We start from the raw sequence: 24,911 nt of genomic DNA, 5'->3' as shown, positions 1-24,911 counted from the left end.
TTCGCCGCCGCCTCCGCCGATCTTGCGCAGCCGTGGACGCTCGGGCAACTGGCCGAACGCGCCGGCTACTCGCCCACCCATCTCAACCGACTCTGCCGGGCCCACTTCGGCCGCTCCGCCATGCGCCACCTGACCTTCCTGCGAATGGAGCACGCCGGACGCCTCCTCCGCCGCGAACGCCTCAAGATCCGCACCGTCGCCTGGCGATGCGGATACGGCGATGAGTTCGCCTTCTCCGTCGCCTTCAAACGCCATTTCGGCGTCTCCCCGCGCCAGATGAAAAGCCAATAATGAAGAACGCCTTCATGCAATTCCCGTTCCGCCGTCACGTCTATCGCAATGCGTAATTGCCTATCATCCCCACTTGTAAGACCGCCGCCGAGGGCATCCAACTTCCTTTGATTATCCCCTCCCGGATGCTACAATTGGGGTGATGAATACGTCAAACGGCAACAACCTGCCCGTGATCGCGGTCACGATGGGCGACCCGGCCGGCATTGGAGCCGAGGTCATCGTCAAGGCCCTCGCCGATCCCGAAATCCGCGCGCTCGGCCGGTTCGTCGTCTTCGGTCTCAACGAGGCCATCACCTACGCGGGCGATCTGGCCGAGGTCGATGCCTTCTGGTGGCGCGATCAGCACGACCACCTGCAGCACTACGAGCATCCCGTCGTGGTCGCCGATTACGACGAATACAACATCCTCGGCGCCGACGAACACGGCCCGACCAAGCAGGGCGGTCAGATATCCTACCAGTTCCTTCTCGACGCCTGCGAAGCCTATCGCCGCAACCTCGTCGACGCCGTCGTCACCGGACCGATCAGCAAAATCTCATGGCGCGAAGCCGGCGTCAAATACCCCGGCCACACCGAATTCTTCGCCGATCAGTTCCGCGCCAAGCGAGTGACCATGATGTTCGTGGCCGAAAAACTCCGCGTCTCCCTGGCCACCATCCATATGCCCCTGATGGACGTCCGCAACTGCTTCACCATCGGCCGCGTCTTTCAGCCGATCGACCTGATGCACCAGGCCCTCACCGAGTGGTTCGGCATCCCCAAACCGCGAATCGGCGTCTGCGGCCTCAATCCGCACGCCAGCGACGACGGCCGCTTCGGCGACGAAGAGGAACGCATCATTCGGCCCGCTATCGTCATGGCCCGCGACGCCGGCATCGAAGCCGAAGGACCCTTTCCCGCCGACACCCTCTTCGTCAAGGCCCTCGAAGGCCGCTACGACGGCGTCGTCGCCATGTACCACGACCAGGGCCTGATCCCGATCAAGCTCCTGGCCTTCGACTCCTCGGTCAACGTCACCCTCGGACTGCCGTTCATCCGCACCAGTGTCGATCACGGCACCGCCTTCGACATCGTCGGCAAGAACAAGGCCAATCCCGGCTCCATGAAACACGCCCTCAAGCTCGCCTGCCAGGTCGCCGCCAATCAGAAGCAAAAATCCCCCGCCCAGCGCCGCCTGAACTGGCGATGACCGCCCCTACACGCCGCCCGCGGTCGCTTTCAACCGCTGAATCAAGCCCACCGCCTGCCGCGTCTCTTTCGACTGATGCACCCGCACGATATGCACCCCTTTGCCCGCCAGGTACGCCGAAACCGCCAGGCTCGCCGCGTCGCGCTCCGTGACCTCGATCTCCAGCAGATGCCCCAGAAACCCCTTGCGCGAATGACCCACCAGCACCGGCCGGCCCAACTCGAAGAAATCGTCGATGTGGGCCAGCAGGTCCAGATTGTGCTCCAGCCGCTTGCCGAACCCGATGCCGACGTCCAGGATGATCCGCTGCGGATCGACGCCTTGACTCGCAGCGTACTGCATCCGCTCCAGCAGAAACGCCTTGACCTCGCCCCGCACGTCCTCGTAGTGCGGCGCGATCTGCATCGTCGCCGGCGTCCCCTGCATGTGCATCAGCACCACCGGGACCTCGCGATCCGCCGCCAATGACGCCATCTGCGGATCGAACCGCAGCGCGCTGATGTCGTTGATGATCGACGCCCCAGCCTCCAACGCCGCCTCCGCCACCGCCGACTCGGTCGTATCGATGCTGATCGGTACCGACACCCACTTGGCCAGCTCGCGGATCACCGGGACTACCCGCTCAGCCTCCGCCTCGGCGCCCGCCGGCTCGGACCCCGGCCGCGTCGATTGCCCGCCCACGTCCAGAACGTCCGCGCCGCCCTCAGCCAGTTCCAGTCCGTGCCGCACCGCCCGCTCCGAATCGGCGAACCGCCCGCCGTCGCTGAACGAATCCGGCGTCACGTTCAACACCGCCATCACCAGCGTCCGGCCGGTCATATCAAGCCGCCCGCCCGGCCACTCGACTACCCCGCCGAATCGTTCCCGCCCAACATCCATCGCGCCACCTCCTCATCCGCATCGAGCTTCGCTATGCCCGTCATCGCCTCCGACATCGCCTCGCGCCGCCGGTCATCGGTCAGCACCGACCGCATCGCCGCCCCCAGCGCCTCCGCCGTCGCTTGGCCCGCCTGCCCGTTATCGTCGATCAGAATCGCACCGCCGGCCTCCGCCAGCACCAGCGCGTTGGCCCGTTGATGCTGATCCTTGTGATACGGATACGGCATCAGGATCGACGGTACGCCCAGCGCCGCGATCTCCGCCAGCGCCACCGCTCCCGAGCGCCCGACCACCACGTCCGCCACCGCCAGCGCCAACTCCGGCCGCTCGATGTACACCACCACGCTGTGCCGCTGACGCACGTTACCGCGATAGAACTCCCGCATCTCCGGATAGTCCGCCTGCCCCGTCATGTGGACGATCTGCACGTTCTCCGGCAGCCCTCCGGCTTCGGTCAGCACCTTCGCCACCGACCGGTTGATGCTCCTCGCTCCGGTCGATCCGCCCCAGACCACCACCGTCAACAACCCCTTTTCCAGCCCGAACGCCCGCAGCCCGTCCTCATACAGCGACCGCCGCCCGCGCGCCGCCAGCGCCTTGATCTCCGGACGGATCGGGCAGCCGACCACCCGCACCGGCCGACGAAAATACCCGCGCGTCACCTCCCACTGGGCGAATACCTCGTCCGACCATCGCCCAAAAAGCTGGTTCGCCTTGCCCGGCACCGCATCCGGATTCAAAATCGCCCGGCGCACGCCAAGGCGACGCGCCGCCGCCATCGCCGCCGACGAACCGAACCCGCCCAATCCCAACACCGCCTCGATCCTCTGCTCCCGGATCAGCCGTCCGATGTGACGATAGCTCCGCACCAGATGCTTGACGAACCGCGCCGCGCCCATCGGCTGCGACGAAAACGGCGCCACCGACTGCGTCACCACGTTCAGCCACTCATGATCGGCGAGCACCTGGTGGTCGATCGGCCGCGTCGTCGCGGCGAAGTACACCTGCACCTCCGGCGCCATCCGGCGCATCGCCGCCGCCACCGCCAATCCCGGATACAAATGCCCGCCGGTCCCGCCGCCGGCCAACAACACTCGCGTCATTCCCCGCTCCCGAGTATTCCACCAGCAGTCCCGATCTGGCGCCCACAGCGTCGAAGCATATCTTTCTCTCTTTTCTCCTGTCCCCTCCGCGTGCTAAGTTTTCGGTTTCTGCGCCACCGAGCATACCAATCCCAACGCCGCCGCCGCCACGATCAGCCCGCTGCCGCCCGCCGACACGAACGGCAGCGCGATCCCCTTCGTCGGCACCGACACCGTCGCCACCGCGATGTTGATCGCCGCCTGTAGCCCGATCGTCGCCACCACGCCGAACGTCAGCAACTTGCCGAAATCGTCACCGCATCGCCGGTAGACCGCCAGGCCCGACCACACGATCGCCGCAATTAAACCCATCACCAGCAGTGCGCCGGCCAATCCCACTTCCTCGCAGATGATCGAGAAAATGAAATCTGTCGTATCTTCCGGCAAAAACCCGTATTTCTGAATCCCCTTGCCAAGCCCCACACCCCACCACGATCCGTTTCCGATCGCCACCAGCGACTGGATCGCGTGATATCCCGAGCCCTGCGGATCCTTCCAGATGTCCATGAACGACGTGATCCGCTCCACGCGGTAGGGCGTCTTGATGACCATGTACACAAACCCCGCCACCCCCGGCAACGCCAGAATCAGCATCTGCCAAAGCCTCGCCCCGCCCGCCACCAGCAGCATCGCCGCCACCAACGCCATCAACGCCGCCGTCCCCAGATCCTCGACCACCACCAATCCGCACAGCAGACCGATCGCCGCGCACAACGGCAACAGCCCGATCAGGAACTTCCGCCGCGGATAGCGCGCATGCGCCAGCACCCCCGCCAGAAACACCACCAGAACGTACTTGGCGAACTCCGACGGCTGAAACGTCACCGGCCCAAGCCGAATCCACCGCCGCGCCCCGTTGACCTCCTGCCCGACCACCGGAACGTACACCAACCCCAGCAGCAGAACCGCCGCCAGCAGCAGGTATGTCCCCGGCCACCGCACCACGCTCCCGCCGTATCGGAACCGCCCGTAGTCCATGTCCGCCATGAACAGCAGAACCACGAACGCCACCATGGCGAACATGAGCTGTTTGCTCGCCGGGTCCGACAACCGCATGAACCACTGCGGCTCGCGGTCCACCCGACTGCCCGCCGAGTAGATCATCACCACCCCAAGACACATCAGCCCCAGCGCCGCCATCTTCAGCCACACGCCGTACGCCCCGGCGCTGCCCGACTGCCCCGACTCGATCTGTTCCACGGCAATTCCATTCGCCATCGATTGTCCGCTCCTTGCCTCCGAGTCTACCGCCCGCCGATCGCTATCGCAACTTCACCGTCAGGATCGAGAACGCCGCCAACATCGCCGCCAGCAGCCAGAACCGGATCACCACCTTCGTCTCCGGCCAGCCTTTCAGGTGGAAGTGATGATGAATCGGCGCCATCCGGAACAGACGCTTGCCCCCCGTCGACTTGTAATATCCAACCTGCAGGATCACGCTCATCGCCTCGATCACGAATATCCCGCCCACGATCAGCAGCATCAGCTCCTGCCGCGTGACCACCGCCACGTACCCGATGAACCCGCCCATCGCCAGCGAACCCGTATCGCCCATGAACACCTGCGCGGGATGCGCGTTGAACCATAAAAACCCCAGACACGACCCCACCAACGCTCCGCAGATCACCGACAGCTCGTCCGCATTGATAATCAGCGGCAGCAGCAGATACTCCGACCATTCGCCCGTGCCTGTCGCGAACGTCAACAGCATGAACACGAACCCCACGATGCCCATGCACCCAGCCGCCAACCCGTCCATCCCGTCCGTCAGGTTCACCGCGTTGCTCGTCCCGGTAATCACCACCACCGCGATCGCCGCGAACACCCCGATCGGCAGCGACAGACCGTACTTGTAGAACGGCAAAATCATCTGGCTGTACGGCCCCGCTCCCAGCTCCGCTGGCCAGTTGTCCACGCCGTGCCGGAACACGTAGATCGCCAGAATCACCGCCAACCCCACCTGGAACACCATCTTCTCCCAGAACTTCAACCCGTCGCGACCGCCGCCGCGACGCGCGCTGGTCAGCTTCAGATAGTCGTCCGCTGCGCCCAGAATGCCCAGCCATCCCAGACAGAATAACCCCATTCCCACGTAGAAGTTGCCCAGCTCCACCCACAGCAGCGTGCCAACGAAAATCCCCGCCAGGATAATCACCCCGCCCATCGTCGGCGTGTCGCCCTTCATCTGCATCAGCCGGTTCACGTCCTCGTTGTAGAACTCCGGCCGGTCGCCGATCTTCAGCCGGCGCAGCGTCCGGATCACGTACGGTCCCACCAGTACCGACACCGCAAACGCCGTCAGCAGCGCCAGCGTCGACCGGAACAGCACGTTCTGGTACGCCAGCGGACGATCGAAATACCAATCCAGCAGATAATACAGCACGACCCTTACTCCGCTTATCCCTGCCTCAGCCGTTTCAACCGTTCCGCCACCGCCTCCAGCCCGATCGATCGCGAACCCTTCAGCAGCACCGTATCGCCCTCGCGGACGATCCGATCCGCCGCCTCCGCCGCCTCCGAACTGTTGGCAAAATGACTCACCTGATCCGATCTCAGACCCGATCGCATCGCCTCATCCGCGGTCGCCCGCGTCTCGCTCCCCACCGTCACCAGCACGTTCACTCGACCGGCGGCGATCCGCTGGCCCAACTCGCGGTGAAACCGCTCCGATCCCGGTCCCAGCTCCCGCATGTCGCCGCAGAAAAATACCACCCGCCCGCTGCCGTCCAGCGACCCCAGCGTCTCAAGGGCCGAAGCCATTGAAGTCGGGTTGGCGTTATACGCGTCGTTCACCACCGTCAGGTCCGGCAGCCTCAGCACCTCAAGCCGCATCGACGGCAGCCGGAAATCCTCCAGCGCCGTGGCGATCTGGTCCATCTCCAGCCCCATCCGACGCGCCACCGCGATCGCCGCCACCGCGTTAAACGCGTTGTGCCGGCCCGGCGCCGGAAGCCGAAACGCAAAGCGATCGTTCACCGAGAACCGCGCCTCGTCAAACCCCGCCTTCACTCCCGTCAGCCGAAGGTCGTTGTGCTCCGACTGCCCGAACTTCACCACCACCGCCCGGCTCGGCGGCTCAATCAGCCGCAGCAGCATCTCCCGGTCCCCGTTGACCACCACCGCACCGCCCGCCGTCACGTGCTTGGCCAGACTCGCCTTCTCCGCCGCCACGTGCTCAATCGTGCCAAACCCCTCCAGGTGCGTCTCAGCCACCTGCGTGATCACCGCAATGTCCGGCCGAATGATGCCCCCAAGATAGTCGATCTCGCCGGGATGATTGCTGCCCGCCTCGACCACCAGGAAATCCTCACCCGGCTCCGCATCCAGCAATGTCAGCGGAACTCCGATATGATTATTGTAACTCTTGATCGACCGCTTGCCCGCCAAGTGCTTGCTCAAAACGTGGTGGATCATGTCCCGCGTCGTCGTCTTGCCGTTCGATCCGGTCACCGCGATCACCGTACCGCTGAGGCCCTTGCGATAACACGCCGCCAGCCGACCCAACGCCCGCACCGTGTCATCCACCCGCAGCACCCGGTTCCGCCGATCCGCCGGTACGTCGTCCGGCAACCGCTCCACCACCGCGCCCGCCGCCCCGCATTCGAATGCAGCCGCCACAAACTGATGTCCATCGAACCGCTCCCCGCGAATGGCGAAGAAGATATCTCCCTCAGCCACGTTGCGGCTGTCGATCGACACGCCCGCCGCCGCCGCCGAACCGTCCGGTTCGCCGATCCCATGCCCGCCGATGCACTCGCGTATCTCGTTGAGGAACAACCGTTTCATGATCTACCCGCCATGCCCCAGTTCCCCCAGCACCGCAGCCGCCTTGACCCGGTCGTCGAACGGGTGCTTGACCGTTCCGACGATCTGGTAGTCCTCGTGGCCCTTGCCCGCGATCAGCACCACGTCACCCGGCTGGGCCGCGGTCAACGCCGCCCGGATCGCCAACGTCCGATCCGACTCCACCTGCGTCTTGGCTAAGCCACTGGTGGAAAAGCCTTTAAGGATATCATCGATAATCGCCGCCGGATCCTCGGTCCGCGGATTGTCCGACGTCACCACCACCAGATCGCCCAGCCGCTCGGCCACCGCCGCCATCCGCGGCCGCTTGGTCCGGTCGCGGTCGCCGCCGCAGCCGAACACCACGATCAATCGCCCCCGGGTGATCGGACGAAGGGCCCGCATCACGTTCTCCAACCCGTCATCCGTGTGAGCGTAGTCCACAAAAACGTCAAACCCGCCGCGATGCGCCACCCGCTCTAGCCGACCCGGTACCGGCGGAAGGCTTTCCAGAGCCAAAATCGCCTCTCCGGGCTCGATACCGACTGAAATCGCCGCGCCCAGCGCGGCCAGAGCGTTATAAACGTTGTGCCTGCCGATAAACGGCATTGCCGCTGTCTGAACCATTTGTCCGAAATGTACATCAAACGCCGTGCGCTGACTGGACATTTCGCGGATCTCCGCCCAAAGCTCCGTACCTTTCGTTTCGATCCCATAGCCGATCGGACGGGCCCTCGTCAACCCGAGGAGCCTGGCCCCGTTCGGATCGTCCCGATTGACCACCGCCGCCCCGTTCGCTCCCAGCCCCTCGAATAGCCTCCCCTTGGCCGTCAGATAGGCCTCCATAGTCTTGTGGTAATCCAGGTGATCGCCGCTGATGTTGGTAAAAACCCCCGTGGCGAAGCTCAGACCCGCCACGCGGGCCTGAGCCAGGGCATGGCTGGACACCTCCATGACCGCGAGTTTTGCCCCGTTATCCACTGCCTGCCGGACCAGCCGGCAGACCTCCACCGGTCCCGGCGTGGTGTGGCTGGCCGTCACCGTCTCAGTCAGCAGGTCGTACTCAATCGTTCCCATCCGCGCGCAAGGCAAGCCCGCGGCCCGGCAGATGTGCTGAAAAATGTACGTGACCGTCGTCTTGCCGTTAGTGCCGGTCACGCCGACCAGCTTGACCTCCCGGCCCAGGATGCGGTCCAGCCCGTAATACGCCGCCGCCAGTTTCGCCACCGCCGCCCGCGGATCGTCCAATACGATCTGCGGACAGCCCAGATCCTCGATAACCCGATGGCTGATAACCAGTTGCGCCCCAGCCGCCACTGCCTGGCGGGCGTACGCGGCTCCGTCGGTCTTGGTTCCGCAGACCGCTACGAAAACATAGCCCGGCCCCACCTCGCGCGAATCGCAGGCGATCCCGCGGACCGGGAAATCGGGCACGCCACCGCCGTCCTCAGCCGACAAGGCGCGAGCCAGAAGCTCCGCTGATGAGGCAACCGGCACGGGTTTGACCGCTCTGTTCGCATCCGTCTCTTGCATGGGTCTGCCTGAGATTCTATTCCGTCGCCGCCCGGATCGGAATCGCCTCCGCGGGCTCACCGGTCTCCACGGGCGGGATGTTAAGGTACTTGACTGTCTTTTCGAGGATTTCCTTGACCGCTGGGGCGGCCACCGTGCCGCCGAAATGGCCGACTCGGGGGTCCGGCTCGCGGATCGAGACCAGGCACACCAGCTTTGGGGCCGGAGCGGGAGCTCCGCCCAGGAAACTGGCCACGTACGCTCGAGGTTTGTACCCGCGGCCGTCGCTTCGGGCGACTTGGGCGGTCCCGGTTTTTCCAAAGACCTGATAGCCGGGAACATTGCCCCGTTTACCCGTCCCTTCAGCGATCACCCGGGCCAGAATCTCGATCATTTTGCGGGCGTGCTGCGGCTCGGCCGCCCGGCCGATGAACTGCGGCTGGCTGTTGTCATGGATCACCTGACCCGAGTCGTCGATCACCGCCCGCACCAGCCGCGGGCGGGGCACCATGCCCGCGTTGGCCAGTCCGGCGAATGCGGTCAGCAACTGCAGGGCGGTCCCGGCGACCTCCTGGCCCATCGGGATGCTGGTGGTGCTGTAGTCGTTCCACGTATGCCGCGGCCGGACGATCCCGCCGTTTTCGCCCGGCAGGTCGACTCCGGTCGGTTTGCCGAAGCCGAACGCCGTCACCGCCTCGTACAGCGCATCGTTGCCCATCCGCTGGCCCAGAATACCCATGCCGATGTTGCTGGAGAAGATCACGATCTCCTCGAACGTCAGGTCCCCATATCCGTGATGGTCGTGCAAAACACGCCCGCCGATCGTGTACGCCCCGTTGTGGCAGAAGATCCTCTCGCCCGGCCGCGTCACCTTGTGCTTCAGCGCCGCCACCGCGACAAACGGCTTGAAGATGCTGCCCGGTTCGAAGGGGTCGATGATGGCCCGGTTGCGTCTCGCGTCGATCGGATAGCTGCCGAAGTCATTGGGGTTTACGAACGGCCAGCAGGCCCAGGCCAGCACCTCGCCGCTGGTCGGGTCCATGACAATCGCAACCCCTGATTCCGGCTTGTACTTGGTACACGTGGCCTCCAGGGCCTTCTCCGTCAACTCCTGGATCACCGCGTCGATCGTAAGGATCAGGTTCTGCCCGTTTCGGGCGGCCTGGTACTGGTCTGACAGCAGCCAGATCCGCCGGCCCGCGGCATCCCGGATGAACCGTTCAGACCCGCCGTGCCCGGCCAGCACGGCGTTGTACTTGAGCTCCAAGCCTTCCAGGCCCCGATCGTCGATCGAGACCGCGCCCAAAATGTGCCCGGCGAGCTTGCCGGCCGGGTAGATCCGCTTGGGCTCCCGCCGGATGTCCAAGCCGCGCCGCTCTTTCGCGGGAATGCTGTAGAAGACGTCCGCCACGCTCTGCGGCAGATCGCGGGCCAACCACAGGAACTGCGAATTCGGATCGGCGACAAGCTGCTGGTACAGCGTGATCGGGTCCTTCTGAACGAGGTTGCCCGCCAGGCTGGCCGCCTCCACGCTGTTCCGGATCATCGACGGGTCGGCAAAGAGGCTCGGCGTCAGACAGGTGCCCGCCAGAAGCCGCCCGCGCCGGTCGTACATCGCCCCCCGCTGAGCCAGGATCGGCCGCCACGCCGTGTGCTGCCGGTTGGCCTTCGCGGTCAGGGTCGGACCCTGCGAGAGGTTGATCTGGACGATGCGGCCGATCAGAGCCCCAAAGGCCGCCAGAATGGCGACCAGCATGACCTGGACCCAAATATCGCGGATGTACTTATTGGACGACATAGGCAGAATCCGACCGCACCACCATGATTCATCGACGCGGGAAGGGCGAAACCATTAATCCGGACCGCAGGATTGGTGACTGCCGCAGAGGTCGGTTCCCTGGCGGTCTGCCGACGGACGGGTCCGAGGCCGGATCCGATCCGTCGGGCCGGGCTACGGCGTGCCGGGTTGAGTCTCGGCCGCCGGTTTCTGCACGGTGGCGGCCTCCGAGCCGCCCTCCGTCCGCAGGATCTCCACCTTGGTGGCCATGATCTCGTCGCCTTCCTTGTATCCGTAAACCCTGACACGGTCATTCAGTTCGATCTGGCTCAGATCGGCAAGCTTGCCGTCGATGTAAATCTCCGCATCCTCGGCGAGTTGGCCCGTGATCTTGATCGTGCGCCCGAGCTTGGGCACGAACGTGGTCATGGTCACGCGCCGGGTCGCCGGATCGACGGCCTCCACCACGCCGTCACGGGTGTCGTAGCGGCGCTTGGACTTGCCGGAGCCGCAGCCGGAGATCAGAATCGAAGCGGCCAGACACACGGCCACACAGGCGGTCAGTCGAAGCGGGTGGACACCATACATGCGTTCATTTCCTCCTTAGTCGCGTTCGCTGGAATACAAATTACCCATTCTAGCAGGCGAGATGGTCTTGTCCAGCAACTATTTGCGGCGCCGCGAACAAGCGGTTGCACGGCGGCAACGGCGGGCGCAAAAACGACACCTCCGACTCTGGTCGAAGGTGTCGCGGACCTGCCATCAAAACTCACGATCACAATTCGCGATCAGGCCAGTCGCCTGCGAAGTCGGGCGACCGCGGCGAACCCGATTGCCCCGAGCATGACCGCCGTGGGGGCGGGAACGATGCTGACCGAAAGCTGCGATTCCTCAACCCAGCATTCATTGTCGGGACCGGGTCCTTCGACGGTAAGACGGACCGGCAGGTCCTCCCCCAATCCGCCGGCGGGCCCGAACGCGTCCTGCAGGTCGAAGCAGTGCAGGCCGTTGGTGGTCATTGTTCCAATGTTGGTGAACCCCATGTCGGTCACCGGGTCGACCATCACCCGGACCAGTTCGCCCGGCCGGTTGATGCATTGAATTCTGATGCAGAGGGTGACGTCCGAAATCAGCCCCTGATCGGCCAGCATCTCGAACTCCGTCAGCGAGTACGGCCCTTCGGGCGCGACCGCCGGGTTGTCGTGCTCATAGTCGAACGGTATGCTCACGCCGTCCCGTTCGACCAGCTTCTGGTCCGGAACGAAGTCAATCGGGTCGACGTAGGTCATCGGAACGATGTCTGCGGCGGCCGGACTCACCGCCGCAAGCAGGCTCACGGCTGTTGACAGAATGACGATTGTCCTTATCTTCATGGGTCAACCCCTTTCGTGTAGATCCCATCCTTTGGTGAAATTCAGGGCCTGCATCCGTGCAAAGGAAGAACCGCCCGGGCGGCGCGCGGCACCGGCATCCGACGGAATAAGGCCGCCGCACCTCAAACGAAATCGGCTCAATCGGACGTTTGGCTGGCATGGTCCGCGACCCCCCAGTACATCGAACCATGACGACTTAAATCCCCCGCGTTACAGTTTTTAAGTATAACCGCCGCCCGGGAAAAATCAAGACGCCCCGCTCGCCGCGCTCGCTGGGGCGCAGCCGTTAGGCGGCCAATCGGATTCGAGGCCGGCAGGTTTTGCTTTGACCGGCTGGATGATAGAATTAGAATGCTGTTTTCAGACGTTTCTCGCCGGGCCGGAGCCGGGCGGCTAGCGGAGAGTTTCGATGAGGTATGTATGAGCCATCGCAATCTGGTGTGGATTCTCGCCGTCTTCCTGTTCGTGCTTCTGCTCTGGCACGCACCGGATACCGTCATGCGCCACCGCTCCTTCTACAACGTCTTCGCTCCCCTGGCCGACATCCGGGCTCAGATCCACAAGAACTATGTCGAGGACGTCCAGGACGAGCAACTGCTCGAAGGGGCGGTTCAGGGCATGGTCCAGGGGCTGGATCCCTTCAGCCGCTACATTCCGCCCGACGAACTGGAGACCTTCAACCAGCAGACCTCCGGCATGGTGCCCGGCATCGGCATCTTCCTGACCGTCGAAAACGGAATCCTCAAGGTCATCAGTCCGGTCGAGAATTCGCCGGCCTACAAGGCGGGCATCCTGCCCGGTGACCGGATCATGGGCATTGACGGCGAGCCCACCAAGACCATGTCCCTCTTCGACGCGGCGGCCAGGCTCCGCGGCCAGCCGGGCACCACCGTTGTGATCGAGGTGGAACACGAACTGACCGAGACCACCGAACGGCTCACTCTCCAGCGGGCCGAGGTGCGAATCCACAGCGTCAAGGGCTACGTCCGGTCGCCGGACGGCGGCTGGGACTACCGAATCGACCCGGACCAGGGAATCGGCTACGTCCGCGTGACCAGCTTCACCGAGGAGACGCCGCACGAACTCGCCGATGTCCTGGTCAAGCTTCGGTCCGAACCGATCAAGGCCCTCATCATCGATCTGCGATTCAATCCCGGCGGGCTGCTCCAGTCGGCCGTGGACATCGCCAACTACTTCATCGACGAGGGGCCCATCGTCTCGACCAAGGGCAAGTGGGCCAAACCCATGGTCCTTAACGCCAGTTCGGAAAACACCTTCCCGCCCGTCCCCATGGTCGTGCTCGTCAACCAGTACAGCGCTAGCGCCGCCGAGATCGTCGCCGGGGCCCTCAAGGACCATCACCGTGCGACCCTCATCGGCGTGCGGACCTTCGGCAAGGGCAGCGTCCAGAGCGTCTTTCCCCTCGACGGCGGCCAGGGCGCTCTGAAGCTGACCACCGCCTACTACTATCTGCCCAGCGGACGCAACATCCACCGCCGGGCCAATTCCGATGAGTGGGGTGTGGACCCGGCGATCGAAATCCGCCTGACCGGACCCGAACTGATCGAACTGCAGCAAGCGCGGGCGCAGGCGGATGTCCTTTACACCGGCGAACCCAACGGCGAGGAGACCGCCGAGCGCCCGCCCGTCCCCGTACTGATCGACCGGCAGCTCCAGCGGGCTCTGGAACTGCTGCGGGCTCAGCTCGCTCCGGCAACGACTCCAGCCGCCACCACCGCTCCGGCGGAGAAAGCGTCCTGAACGTGTCCCAGCGCGACATCATCCTCGGCATCGAATCCAGTTGCGACGAAACCGCCGCGTCCCTCGTCGCCGACGGCCGCGATGTGCTCAGTTCCGTCGTCGCCTCGCAGGACGACCTGCACGCCAAGTTTCGCGGCGTCGTGCCCGAGATCGCCTCGCGGGCCCACCTCGAACGGGTCAACCTGATCGTCGGCGAAGCCCTCGAGCGGGCCGCGGTCGCCTTGCCCGAGATCGCCGCCGTCGCCGGCGTCAACAGCCCGGGCCTCGTCGGCTGTCTGCTGATCGGATTCACCGCCGCCAAAACCTATGCCTGGTCGGTCGGCAAGCCGCTGATCGCCGTCAACCACCTGCACGCCCACGCCTACGGCGCGATTCTCAGCGCCGAACAGCCCGAGATGCCCGCCGTCGCCCTGATTGTCTCGGGCGGCCACACCAGCCTGTTTCACCTCCAAACGCCGCTGCAGCTCGAACTCCTCGGCCGCACCCAGGACGACGCCGCCGGCGAAGCCTTCGACAAGGTCGCCACCATCCTCGGCCTGCCCTATCCCGGCGGCCCGGCCATCGACAAGCTGGCCCGACAGGGCGATCCAGCCGCCATCGATTTCCCGCGGATATACCTGGACCGCGAGTCGCTCGATTTCTCGTTCAGCGGCCTCAAGACCGCTGTGCTCTATCACGTCCGAGGCAAACGCCTCGAACGCCCCGACGCCTCGCATCTTTCGGACTGCCAGAAAGCCGACGTCGCCGCCTCGTTCCAGGCCGCCGTGGTCGACGTCCTGATCGACAAATCGGTCCTCGCCTGCCGGCGCAGACGAGCCGAAACGCTGCTGGTCGGCGGCGGCGTGGCCGCCAACAGCTACCTGCGCCGACGGATGGCCGAACGGTGCCAAAACGAAGGCCTTCGCCTGGTCCTCGCCGACCGTTCCATGTGCACTGACAACGCCGCCATGGTCGCCGGACTGGCCTGGCACAAGTACCGCCGCGGCGACTTCGCCCCCCTTGACGAACAGGTGATCTCCACATGAAATCGCCATCCAGGAGCAAGCCCAACTCCGGCAAACCGCCAACCCCGCCGGCCGCCAACAAGGCCGCGGAATCCCAAACCGAGCAGGTGCGCCTCGAAAACCTGATCGATCTGGACGTGCTCCAGCGGCTTCAGGACGGCTTCGCCGCCATGACCGGCATGTCCGTCATGCTTTGCCGCCGCGACGGCAAGATCCTCACCAGACCCTCGTTCGGCAACCGCATCTGTCGGCTGATGTTCGAGCGGGAACGCGGCAAGCATCGCCGCTGCCTCGTGAGCGCCGTCGACAAGGCCCGTCAGGTCGCCTCCAACGACTCCGATCATCGCAGCCAATGCTTCGTTGGCGTCGACCAGTACGCCGCCCCGATCGTGGTCGACGGCCACCGCCTGGCCACCATCGTGGTCTGCGGCAATCCCAACTCCTGCGAAACCGACCCGTCCAAAGCGCGGATGGCCAAACTCGCCGGCGTCGGACGCGCGGAACTCGACCGCCTGCTCGACCACACCGTCAAAATGGACGGCCGGCAGTTGGAGGCCGCCATCCGATTCCTCCACTCGCTGGCCACCGCCCTGGCCCAGTCTTCCCACCGCGAGTACGAACTCAAACGCCGCGTCCGCGAACTCGGCATGGTCCACGCCGTGGCCTCGATGTTCGCCGGGCGGGCCGACCTCAACGAAATCCTCCAGATCACCGCCGCCCAGGTCGTGGCCCTCATGAACGTCCGCGCCTGCTCGATCCGCACCTACAACAACGACACCCGCGAACTGCAGATCCGCGCCGTGGCCAACCTCTCCAAGGAGTACCTGCACAAGGGCCCGGTCCGCCTCGAACTCTCTCAGATTGACCAGGCCGCCCTCAAGGGCGAACCGGTCCAGATCATCAGCATGGCCCGCGACCCGCGCGTGATCTACAAACGCGAGGCCCGCCGCGAAGGTCTGGCCAGCGGCCTGGCCGTCGGCATGATCTATCGCGGACAGGCCGTCGGAGTCATCCACGTCTACACCGCCACACGACACAGGTTCGACCGCTTCGAAATCGAGGCCCTCAAGGCCATCGCCTCGCAGGCCGCCTCCGCCGTCATCAACGCCGAACTCCACATGGAGGCCCATCGCGCCGAGATGATGGACCGCCAGATGAAACTCGCCGGCGAGGTCCAGCGGCGCATGCTGCCCCAGTCGGCCCCGCGCGTGCCCAACCTGGCCATCGGCATGATCTACGAACCGACCTACGAGATCGGCGGCGATTTCTACGACTTCATCCGCATGGCCGACGGCCGGACCGCCGTCGCCATCGCCGACATCGCCGGCAAGGGCATGCCCGCCTCCCTCCAGATGGCTTCGCTCCGATCGGCCCTGCGAGTCCACTGCTCCAGCGGAAGGACCGCGCGGGAGATCATCGAGGAGACCAACCGCGTCTTCGTCCGCGACACTCTCACCGGCGAATTCGCCACCGTCTTCTTCGGCGTGATCGACCCCCAGACCGGCGTGCTCGAATACCTCGACGCCGGCCACAACCCGCCGTTTCTGGTCCGCCGCGGACGCATCGAGCCGCTCCAGGTCACCGGACCGGTGGTCGGCATCTTCGAGAACGCCAAATTCGAATCGCGGCAGATCCGCCTCCGCGAGGGCGACGCCCTGGTCCTCTACACCGATGGCATCATCGAGGCGATGAACTTCGACCACGAGCAGTTCGGCCTCGACCGCTTCCGCCGGTCCATTCGTAAGTTCGCCAAGCTCAGAGTCCAAGCCATGGCCGAAAACATCCTCTGGGACGTCCGCCGGTTCGTCGGCCTGGCCCCGCAAAGTGACGACACCACGCTGGTCGTGGTCCGCTACCGTGGCGGCCAGGCATAGCGGCCGCTGAAATTAGAAGTGCTTGGCCTCGCCGACCACCTCGAGCAGCTTCTCGTACGGCACGTTGTTGATGCTGATCGGCTTGACCGAACTGATCTTCCAGCCGTCGGCTTCTTCCGTGAAGATCAGTTGCCAGTCGGACTTGACCGCGCCCTGCGGCCCGCCCGTTGTTGCCAGTTCGCTCAGCGCGGCGAGTCTGGCCTCCGGCACGTCGATCTGCACGTCGGTTACCCAGACGCTCTGGAGCTTCACGTGCTGGAAGACCTCGCGGGCGATGGCGATCAAGGCGTCACGGTCGAGCCCCTCCGTACTGAAACTCGAAGCGATGATCGGCCGCAGCGCGTCGGCGTTTCCGTCGCGACACGCCTGCACGCCGATCTTGACCTTGTTGCGAATGTCCTCGCGATCGGTCACCACAAAGTAGTTGACCGCCAGCAGCACCAGCATGATCGGCGGAGCGTAGGCCAGGAACTTCTTGGACCACGGCGACTGCTGGAAGTAATACGTTGCCAGAGCGATCACCAGCAGCAACACGAAACTCGCCAGCATCCAGCCGAAACCTTCGAGAAAGAACTCCTGAAACATGGGGGCTCCTTTCAAAATGGCGGCTGTCCACCCGCTTGTCGTTACGCGCCCGAAACCCGGTTCTTGAGGTCCTGGAGAATCTGCAGGGCCTCAAGCGGCGTGATCTTCTCGATCTCCATCTCGCGCAGCTCCGCCGCCACCGAGTCGTGCGGCAGGTCGAAAAGCTCCTGCTCCGGCTTGCGCTCCGCCAGGTCCGAGGTCTTCAGCTCCCGCGAAAACGCCCGCTCCAACTCGCCCAGAATCACCCGCGCCCGGCCGATCACCTCCTTCGGCAGCCCGGCCAGCCGCGCCACGTGGATGCCGTAGCTCTTGTCCGTCCCGCCCCGGGCGATCCGGTGCAAAAAGATGATCTCGTCGTGCCACTCCCGGACCAGGATGTTGTAGTTCCGCACCCCATCGATGAGCTGCTCCAGCTCCGTCAACTCGTGATAGTGCGTCGCGAACAGCGTCCGCGGCTTCGCGCTGCCGGCCAGGTGCTCGGCGATCGCCCACGCCAGCGACAGCCCGTCGTACGTGCTCGTCCCGCGGCCGATCTCGTCCAGAATCACCAGCGAGTGCCGCGTCGCGTTGTTCACGATGTTCGCCGCCTCGGTCATCTCCACCATGAACGTCGACTGCCCGCGCGTCAGCTCGTCCGACGCCCCGACCCGCGTGAAAATCCGATCGCACAATCCCACCGTCGCCAGCTTGGCCGGTACGAACGAACCGGTCTGCGCCAGCAGCGTCAGCAGGGCCACCTGCCGGATGTACGTGCTCTTGCCCGCCATGTTCGGCCCCGTGATGATCATCATCGCGTGCCGGTCCGAGCACAGGTCCGTATCGTTGGCCACGAACTTCTCCGCCAGCGTCACGTCCAGCACCGGATGCCGACCCTGGACGATCTTGAGGATCGGCTCGGTGATGATCTCCGGCCGGCAGTACCCGCGCATCGACGCGACGTACGCGAAACAGACCAGCACGTCAAGTTGCGCCACCGCCGCTGCGCAACGCTGCACGCGATCGATGTGCTCCGCCACGCCGCGCCGCAGCTCCTCGAACAGCCGCGTCTCCAGGTCCAGCGACCGCTGCTGGGCCGTGAGCTGCTCCTCCTCGTACCGCTTGAGCTCGTCCGTGATGTACCGCTCCGCGTTCTTGAGCGTCTGCCGCCGCACGTAGTCGTCCGGCGCCTTGCGGGCCTGGGCGTGCGTGATCTCGATGTAATACCCGAACACCTGGTTGTAGCCGACCTTCAGACTCGGAATGCCCGTCCGCTCGATCTCGCGGGTCTGGAACTGGGCCAGCCAGCTCTGCCCGTCCCGGCTGATCGACCGCAGACGGTCCAACTCCTCGTTGAAACCGTCGGCGATCACGCCGCCGTCCCGCAGGTTCGCTGGCGGCTGATCCGCCAGCGCCTTGCCCAGCCGTGTGGCCAGTTCCTCAAAACCCTCGAACCGCTCGACGGTCTGTTCCAGCAGCGAACCGACGATCCGAAGCGGCTCAAGCACCTCCACGATCTTCGGAAGGTTGCCCAGCGTCTCGCCCAACGCCGCCAGGTCCCGCGGCGAGGCACGGCCCGTCCCGATCCGCGCCACGATCCGTTCCAGATCGGCGAACTCCTTGAACGATGACCGCAACTGACGGACCAAATCCGGCCGCTGAAGCAGCAGATCCACCGCGTCCTGCCGCATCACGATCGGATCGAGTTCCTTCAGCGGAAACAACAGCCACTGCCGCAGCAGCCGCGAACCCATCGCCGTGCCCGTCTGGTCCATCACGTCCAGCAGCGTCCCGTCCCGCGTGCCGCTGCGAATCGTCCGCTCCAGTTCCAGCGAACGGATCGTGGTCTGATCGAGCTGCAGGTAGTGCGTCCTCCGCACCGGCGTCAGGTTGCGGATATGGCCCAACGCCGTCTTCTGTGTCTCATCCAGATACTGAACGATCGCGCCCGCCGCCGCCACGTCCTGATCGGCCTGGCGCTCAAACCCGAACCCTTCCAACCCGGCCACCGCGAAATGCTTGCGCAGCGTCTCAGCCGCCTGCGAGGCATCGAACCACCATCCCGGCCGATGCGTCACCGCGCAATCCAACGTCTCCTGAATCTGCCGCACCAGCTTCCGATACGATGCCGATGCCGACGCTGCGTTGCCCATCTCCAATTCCGGCAGCAACACTTCCGCCGGCCGGATCCGCACCAGTTCGTCGATGATCTCCGGCTGGCTCAGTCGCAGCGTCCGAAACTCGCCCGTCGACAGCTCGATCCACGCCAGGCCCGCCGCTGACCCGTCCGACCCGCCCAACGCGCAGCACGCCAGGTAATTCCCCTCGCGCTCGTTGAGCAGATTCTGCTCCGTCAGCGTGCCCGGCGTGACGATCCGAACCACCTTCCGCTTGACCACCCCTTTGGCCAGCTTCGGATCCTCGATCTGCTCCGAAATCGCCACCTTGTATCCCGCCCGCACCAGCCTCGCCAGGTAGTTGTCCACCGCGTGGTAGGGGACTCCCGCCAGGGGGATCGGATTGTCGTCCTTGTTGCGGCTCGTCAGCGCCAGCCCCAGCGCCTTGGCCACCGTCTTGGCGTCGTCGTAAAACGTCTCGTAGAAATCCCCCATCCGGAAAAACAGGATCGCGTCGCCCACCTGCGCCTTCTGCTCGGCGTACTGCTTCATGGCCGGGGTGGTCGCGCCTGCCGACGGTTTGGCCTGTTCGCTGCTGCTCATGGTGCGACGATTATAGCAAAACGCAGGCCCTCTGTGGATAGGGAACCTGCGTTTGCCGTGTATGTCAGTGATCCGGGCCGCCGTTACGCCCAGAGGATCAGACCCGGGTCGTACGGGTGAACCAGGTCCGGGTGCTTGGGCAAAATCCGGACGCCGAACCCGTGCATGCCGCTGCGCCGGCACGGTATCGTCCCGGCGTACAGGTGCGTCTGCGTGTTCGAGTGCTCGCACCGCATCGGAACCGCCTGGGCGTGTACGAGCTGACGCTGCCCGTCGAGCTGCCCGGTGTAAAGCTGCACCTCCACGTCCTCGGGCCTCAGCGAACCCAGCCGCACGCTCGCACGAACCTCCAGGTCGCCTCCGACCGTCAGGCTGTCCAGCTCCGACTGCTCCACGCTCTCGATCCGAATCTGCGGCCAGGACTTGTACAGCTCCTGCTTCCACTTCGACAGGCCGATCGCCTTCGCGTAGTCGTTCTCCGTCATCGCCGACACCGACCGCCCGGCGTTCAAATAGAACTTCTCCGCGTACTCGCGGACCATCCGGTGTGTCGTGAACGCCGGACACACGCTCATCATCGAATTCTTCATCCGCTCGATCCACTTGCGCGGCAGGCCGTCCGGCCCCCGGTCGTAGAACAGCGGCACCACCTCTTTCTCCAACGCGTCGTAGACCGACTGCGACTCGACCCGGTCCTGGTACTCCCAGTCCTCGTAGACCTCGCCGTAACCGACCGCCCAGCCGTTGTCGATCCGGTACCCCTCAACCCACCAGCCGTCCAGAACGCTCATGTTGATCCCGCCGTTGCACGGAACTTTCATCCCGCTCGTGCCCGAAGCCTCCATCGGACGACGCGGCGTGTTCAGCCACACGTCCACCCCCTGAACCATGTACCGCGCCACGTTCATGTCGTAGTCTTCGAGGAACACGATCTTCCGGCGGAATTCCTCGTGCCGCGCCAGGTGGATGATCTGGCGGATCAACTCCTTGCCCTCGGTGTCGCGCGGGTGGGCCTTGCCCGCGAAAATGATCTGCACCGGACGCTCCGGATTCGTCAACAGCCGGGCCAACCGGTCGAGATCCCGCATCAGCAGCGTCCCACGCTTGTACGTCGCGAAACGCCGCGCGAACCCGATCGTCAACGCCTCCGGGTCCATCACCTCTTCCGACTGCTGAATCTCCAGCTTCGTCGCCCCGCGCTTCAGAAGCTGCTGGCGAAGCTGACGCCGGGCGAACCCCACCAGCCGCTCGCGGCGACGCTCGTGCGTCCGCCACAATTCCGAGTCCGGAATCCGATTGATCCGCTCCCAGATCGACACGTCGTCCGTGTGGTCGCGCCACTTCGGGCCCAGATACCGGTCCAGCAGCTCGACCATGTCCTTGCTCGTCCAACTGGCTGTGTGTACGCCGTTGGTCACGTGCTTGACCGGAACCTCGTTGACCGGAACCTCCGGCCACACCCGCTGCCACATCTGACGCGACACCTCGCCATGAAGACGGCTCACCCCGTTGCGATGCGCCGCCAACCGCAACGCCAGCACCGTCATCGAGAACGGCTCGTTGTCATCCTTCGGATGCTGCCGCCCCAACGACAGAAACTGCTTGCGCGACAACCCAAGCCGCGGGTAGTAGTGCACGAAGTATTTGTCCATCAGGGCCGCCGGGAACATGTCGTTGCCCGCCGGAACCGGCGTGTGAGTCGTGAACACGTTGCCCGGCATCGTCGCCTCGCGGGCCTCGTCAAACGACAACCCCCGATGCTCCATGAGCTGGTTGATCCGCTCCAGGGCCAGAAACGCCGAGTGCCCCTCGTTCATGTGGTACACCGACGGCTTCAACCCCAGCTTGTCCAGCACCTGCACGCCCCCGATCCCCAGCAGAACCTCCTGCCGAACCCGCATCTCCAGATCGCCGCCGTAAAGCCGCGACGTGATCTCACGGTCCGCCGGCGGATTCGCCGCCAGATTCGTGTCCATCAGGTACAGCCGAACCCGGCCCACGTTCACCTGCCAGACCTGCACCGTCACTTTGCGGTCCGGAAATTCCAACTCAATCGTGAACGGCGTTCCGTCCGGATTGTTGTAGATCGCCGCCGGAGAATTGGCGTAGTCGTAGTTCGGATACGCCTCCTGCTGCCAGCCGTCCGGGTTCAGATACTGCCGGAAATAACCCTGGCTGTACAGAATCCCCACCCCCATCAGCGGCAACCCAAGGTCGCTCGCCGACTTCAGGTGATCCCCCGCCAAAATGCCCAAGCCGCCGCTGTAAACCGGCAGACACTCGGTCAACCCGAACTCCGCGCTGAAGTACGCGATCTGAGTCTCCGGGTTGCCCGCCGAGCCCTCGACGCCGCCGTGCTTCTGGTACCACCGCGGCTCGTTCATGTACACGTCAAAATCCGATATCACCCGGTCCAGATGGGCCAGAAACCCTTCATCCTCGCTGGCCTGCTTGAGCTTCTCCTGGTCCACCTCGCCCAGCAGGGCCACCGGATTGTGCCCCGTCCGATCCCACAACTCCGAATCAAGCCGGCGAAACAGCTCGATCGCGTCCGTGTTCCACGCCCACCAGAGGTTGTACGCCAACTCCTGAAGCCGCTTCAGACGGTTCGGAATCAATGGGGCGACCGAGAACGTACGAATGGTCCACATTATCTGCTCCCTCTCTGCTATCTTCCTTATTTCCGTATGATTGTATCCGACTTTATCGGACGATGCCAAACAAGTTGATCCCTCGGCACAAACACGGCATACTATTTGCCTGCAGCTTGTAGATCGGCTGGATTGCGATCTGGCTGAAAGCCAACGCGGATATAGTCTCAAAAATACCGGCGTATATTGGCCCCAGTGTCGTATTCACACTAAAACTTGACGCGGCGCGGTTATCTGACCCCGCGGAGCAGTACTGATGGAGCAATCGACGGCGATCTTCTACGAACGGATGGTGGCCGACGGCCCGACCCAGATGGCTGTCGATCAGGCCCTCCTCGCCCGATGCGCAGCCGACGGGCGGTCCCGCTTCCGCTTCTACCGATGGTCGCCCGCCACCCTCTCCCTGGGCTATTTTCAGGACTACCAGCAGGCGCTCCGCCAGTTCGCCGAGCTGGCGGACATGCCCGTGGTCCGCCGCGTCACCGGTGGGGGGGCGATCATCCACGACCAGGAAATCACCTACTGCCTGATCGTCCCAGCCGAGCACCACCTATACCAGGCCGGCGCCGCCCAGGCCTACTGCCGATTCCACCAGGCCGTCATCGAGGTCGTCCGCGACTACGGCGTGAACCTCGACTTCGGCCAGGGCTCAGCCGCCGGGCAAAGCCAGGCCCACGGACCCGTCTTCTGCTTCGCCAGGGACTATCCCACCGACCTCCGATGCGACCGCGGCAAAGTCGTCGGCAGCGCCCAACGACGCCTCAACCGAGCCATGCTCCAGCACGGCTCGATCTTCATGGAAAACCGCTTCCCTCAACAGCCGGCCGTCGGCCTCTGCGACCTCGCCGGCCGCTCCCTCGACTGGGACCAGTTTGAAAGCCGCCTCGCCGACCGGCTGGCCCAAACCCTCAGCCTCCAATGGCAGCCACGCACCCTCGACGACCAGGAACAGCGCCTCGCTCAGAAATACCGCCGCGAAGTCCACGCCCACCCCGACTGGATCCACCAGGGCCGCCGCTCCACCCACCGCCCGATCATCGAATAACCCGCGCCCGCACTGACTGGCGGACCGACCGCCGGTAGGGCGGGAGGTTCCGCGGCAGAGCCGCAGGTTCACCCGCCATTCCCTCACCAACCCGCGCCTCGATAACGCGAATCACACAGGCAAAAGAACGCGTGGAGCATCAAGGCAGAAAGGAGGAAGACCGGTGCTCAAGATTCCCGCCGCCGGACCGACGACGGAATCTTCATCAGCTTCCGATACTTGGTCACCGTCCGCCGGGCCACGTCGATGCCGTCTTCCTTCAGGCGGTCGGCAATATGTTCATCGGAAAGGGGGCTGGTCTTGTCCTCGTGGTCGACGATCTCCTGAATCTTCGCCTTCACCGCGTCCCAACTCAGGCTCTCACCCTCCGCCGTCTCCGTCCCGCCCGAAAAGAACATCCGAAGCGGAAATATCCCGCGCGGCGCCTGCACGTACTTGCCCGCCACCGCCCGCGACACCGTCGCCACGTGAATCCCCACCGCATCCGCCACCTGCGCCATCGGCAGCGGCCGCAGATACTGCGGCCCGTTCTCCAGAAACTCCTGCTGCGCGTTGACAATCTCCGTCGTCACCTTTCGCAGAGTCTCCCGCCGCTGCTGAATCGCCTCGATCAGCCAGTTCGCCGACTGGATGTTGTTCCGGACGAACTGTTTCGTCGTCCGATCCACGCCCGGGTCCTGGAGCATCCGCCGGTAATGGCCCGAAATGTACAGCCGAGGCAGGCTCTCGTCTGGCACGAACACGTCATACCCCGGCCCCGTCTCGCTGTAGTTGACGATCACGTCCGGCGTGATGTAAGGCATCTCCACACTGCCGATGGTCAGACCCGGATGCAGCAGCAGCCGTGTCCGGATCACCTCCACCGCTTCTTTCACCTCGGAAAGCGACCGATTCGTCTTCTGGACAATCTTCGAATACTGCTGCTTCTGAAGCTCCTCGAAATGCTCCGCGATGATCGCGCGTTCCAGCTCGTGGTCCTCGCCCATCGCCTCAAGCTGGAGCAGCAGACACTCCTGCACGGTCCTCGCCGCGATACCCGGTGGATCGAGCGTCTGAACCAACCGCAACGCCCGTTCCCACACCGCGCCGTCCACCTCCTGCCCGACCTCGTGATTCAGGTCCGCGAACGCCGTCCGGAAGTACCCATCCGGCTCCAGATGGTCGATAATCATCTGGCCGCAGCGGTGCGTCAGATCGTCCGCCTCGACCAGATCCCACTGCGTGGTCAGGTGATCGTTCAGCGACACCTCGCGGGCCGCTGTATTGCTCAGAGCCTGAAGCTTGGGGTCCTCGTCGTCAAAGTGCGTCCGCCGCGGGCCGTAATCCGAATACTCCGACGGGTCGAA

At 64.6% G+C, this 24,911-nt stretch carries 19 protein-coding genes; 6 read left to right on the top strand and 13 right to left on the bottom strand.

Annotated elements, in window-relative coordinates; genetic code table 11:
* On the top strand, positions 1–291 hold a 291-nt coding region (locus tag GXY33_10190; protein NLX05502.1), incomplete at its 5' end, for a helix-turn-helix transcriptional regulator.
* A gap of 142 nt (positions 292–433) precedes the next feature.
* Positions 434–1,483: a 4-hydroxythreonine-4-phosphate dehydrogenase PdxA gene (pdxA, locus tag GXY33_10185; GenBank protein NLX05501.1), complete on the top strand. Its 1,050-nt coding sequence runs from the start codon at positions 434–436 to the stop codon at positions 1,481–1,483.
* A gap of 6 nt (positions 1,484–1,489) precedes the next feature.
* Here pdxA and folP read toward each other — a convergent pair whose 3' ends face one another.
* The 9 genes from folP to GXY33_10140 form a co-directional block, all read right to left on the bottom strand.
* Entirely contained in the window at positions 1,490–2,362 is an 873-nt protein-coding gene (gene folP, locus GXY33_10180) for a dihydropteroate synthase (GenBank protein ID NLX05500.1), read from the bottom strand.
* Positions 2,329–3,465 (bottom strand): UDP-N-acetylglucosamine--N-acetylmuramyl-(pentapeptide) pyrophosphoryl-undecaprenol N-acetylglucosamine transferase, encoded by a 1,137-nt coding sequence (locus GXY33_10175; GenBank protein NLX05499.1) that lies wholly within the window; start codon positions 3,463–3,465, stop codon positions 2,329–2,331. The genes folP and GXY33_10175 overlap by 34 nt, the downstream gene beginning before the upstream one ends.
* Before the next feature lie 93 nt (positions 3,466–3,558).
* Complete coding sequence (locus GXY33_10170; GenBank protein NLX05498.1) at positions 3,559–4,722, bottom strand: cell division protein FtsW; 1,164 nt, start codon at positions 4,720–4,722, stop codon at positions 3,559–3,561.
* A gap of 43 nt (positions 4,723–4,765) precedes the next feature.
* Entirely contained in the window at positions 4,766–5,887 is a 1,122-nt protein-coding gene (mraY, locus tag GXY33_10165; protein NLX05497.1) for a phospho-N-acetylmuramoyl-pentapeptide-transferase, read from the bottom strand.
* Between the two features lie 14 nt (positions 5,888–5,901).
* A complete protein-coding gene (locus GXY33_10160; protein ID NLX05496.1) occupies positions 5,902–7,290 on the bottom strand; it encodes a UDP-N-acetylmuramoyl-tripeptide--D-alanyl-D-alanine ligase in 1,389 nt (462 codons plus the stop codon).
* Between the two features lie 3 nt (positions 7,291–7,293).
* Positions 7,294–8,820: a UDP-N-acetylmuramoyl-L-alanyl-D-glutamate--2,6-diaminopimelate ligase gene (locus GXY33_10155; protein NLX05495.1), complete on the bottom strand. Its 1,527-nt coding sequence runs from the start codon at positions 8,818–8,820 to the stop codon at positions 7,294–7,296.
* A gap of 16 nt (positions 8,821–8,836) precedes the next feature.
* Positions 8,837–10,597, bottom strand: a complete 1,761-nt coding sequence (locus tag GXY33_10150; protein ID NLX05494.1) for a penicillin-binding protein 2 — start codon at positions 10,595–10,597, stop codon at positions 8,837–8,839.
* 153 nt (positions 10,598–10,750) lie between these two features.
* On the bottom strand, positions 10,751–11,164 hold the full coding sequence (locus GXY33_10145) for a hypothetical protein (protein NLX05493.1): 414 nt from the start codon (positions 11,162–11,164) through the stop codon (positions 10,751–10,753).
* A gap of 200 nt (positions 11,165–11,364) precedes the next feature.
* Positions 11,365–11,949 (bottom strand): hypothetical protein, encoded by a 585-nt coding sequence (locus tag GXY33_10140; GenBank protein NLX05492.1) that lies wholly within the window; start codon positions 11,947–11,949, stop codon positions 11,365–11,367.
* A 420-nt stretch (positions 11,950–12,369) separates the two neighbouring features.
* Here GXY33_10140 and GXY33_10135 point away from each other — a divergent pair, with 420 nt between their 5' ends.
* Genes GXY33_10135 through GXY33_10125 form a run of 3 tightly spaced genes read left to right on the top strand, consistent with a single transcriptional unit; the run spans position 12,370 to position 16,588 of the window.
* Positions 12,370–13,710, top strand: coding sequence for a S41 family peptidase (locus GXY33_10135; GenBank protein ID NLX05491.1), 1,341 nt, complete (start codon positions 12,370–12,372; stop codon positions 13,708–13,710).
* Positions 13,711–13,727: 17 nt separating this feature from the next.
* Positions 13,728–14,735: a tRNA (adenosine(37)-N6)-threonylcarbamoyltransferase complex transferase subunit TsaD gene (gene tsaD, locus GXY33_10130; GenBank protein NLX05490.1), complete on the top strand. Its 1,008-nt coding sequence runs from the start codon at positions 13,728–13,730 to the stop codon at positions 14,733–14,735.
* Positions 14,732–16,588 (top strand): SpoIIE family protein phosphatase, encoded by a 1,857-nt coding sequence (locus GXY33_10125; GenBank protein ID NLX05489.1) that lies wholly within the window; start codon positions 14,732–14,734, stop codon positions 16,586–16,588. Before tsaD ends, GXY33_10125 begins: the two co-directional genes overlap by 4 nt.
* A 12-nt stretch (positions 16,589–16,600) precedes the next feature.
* On the opposite strand, the gene GXY33_10120 is transcribed toward GXY33_10125, so the two are convergent.
* The 3 genes from GXY33_10120 to GXY33_10110 form a co-directional block, all read right to left on the bottom strand.
* A complete protein-coding gene (locus GXY33_10120) occupies positions 16,601–17,173 on the bottom strand; it encodes a hypothetical protein (protein NLX05488.1) in 573 nt (190 codons plus the stop codon).
* 41 nt (positions 17,174–17,214) lie between these two features.
* Complete coding sequence (mutS, locus tag GXY33_10115; protein NLX05487.1) at positions 17,215–19,869, bottom strand: DNA mismatch repair protein MutS; 2,655 nt, start codon at positions 19,867–19,869, stop codon at positions 17,215–17,217.
* Positions 19,870–19,952: 83 nt separating this feature from the next.
* Positions 19,953–22,520: a glycosyltransferase family 1 protein gene (locus GXY33_10110; protein NLX05486.1), complete on the bottom strand. Its 2,568-nt coding sequence runs from the start codon at positions 22,518–22,520 to the stop codon at positions 19,953–19,955.
* A 256-nt stretch (positions 22,521–22,776) separates the two neighbouring features.
* On the opposite strand from GXY33_10110, the gene GXY33_10105 reads away from it, so the two are divergent.
* Positions 22,777–23,565 carry a lipoate--protein ligase family protein gene (locus GXY33_10105; GenBank protein ID NLX05485.1) on the top strand — a complete coding sequence of 263 codons (789 nt, stop codon included), beginning with the start codon at positions 22,777–22,779 and terminating at the stop codon, positions 23,563–23,565.
* A 167-nt stretch (positions 23,566–23,732) separates the two neighbouring features.
* Here the strand turns inward: GXY33_10105 and rpoN are convergent.
* Positions 23,733–24,911: RNA polymerase factor sigma-54 (gene rpoN, locus GXY33_10100; protein ID NLX05484.1), on the bottom strand; the 1,179-nt coding region annotated here is incomplete at its 5' end.

The organism is Phycisphaerae bacterium (assembly GCA_012729815.1).
In the GTDB taxonomy this organism is placed as follows: Bacteria; Planctomycetota; Phycisphaerae; order JAAYCJ01; family JAAYCJ01; genus JAAYCJ01.
Note: the sequence above shows the minus strand (reverse complement) of the source record. Positions and strands in the feature narration are given on the sequence as shown.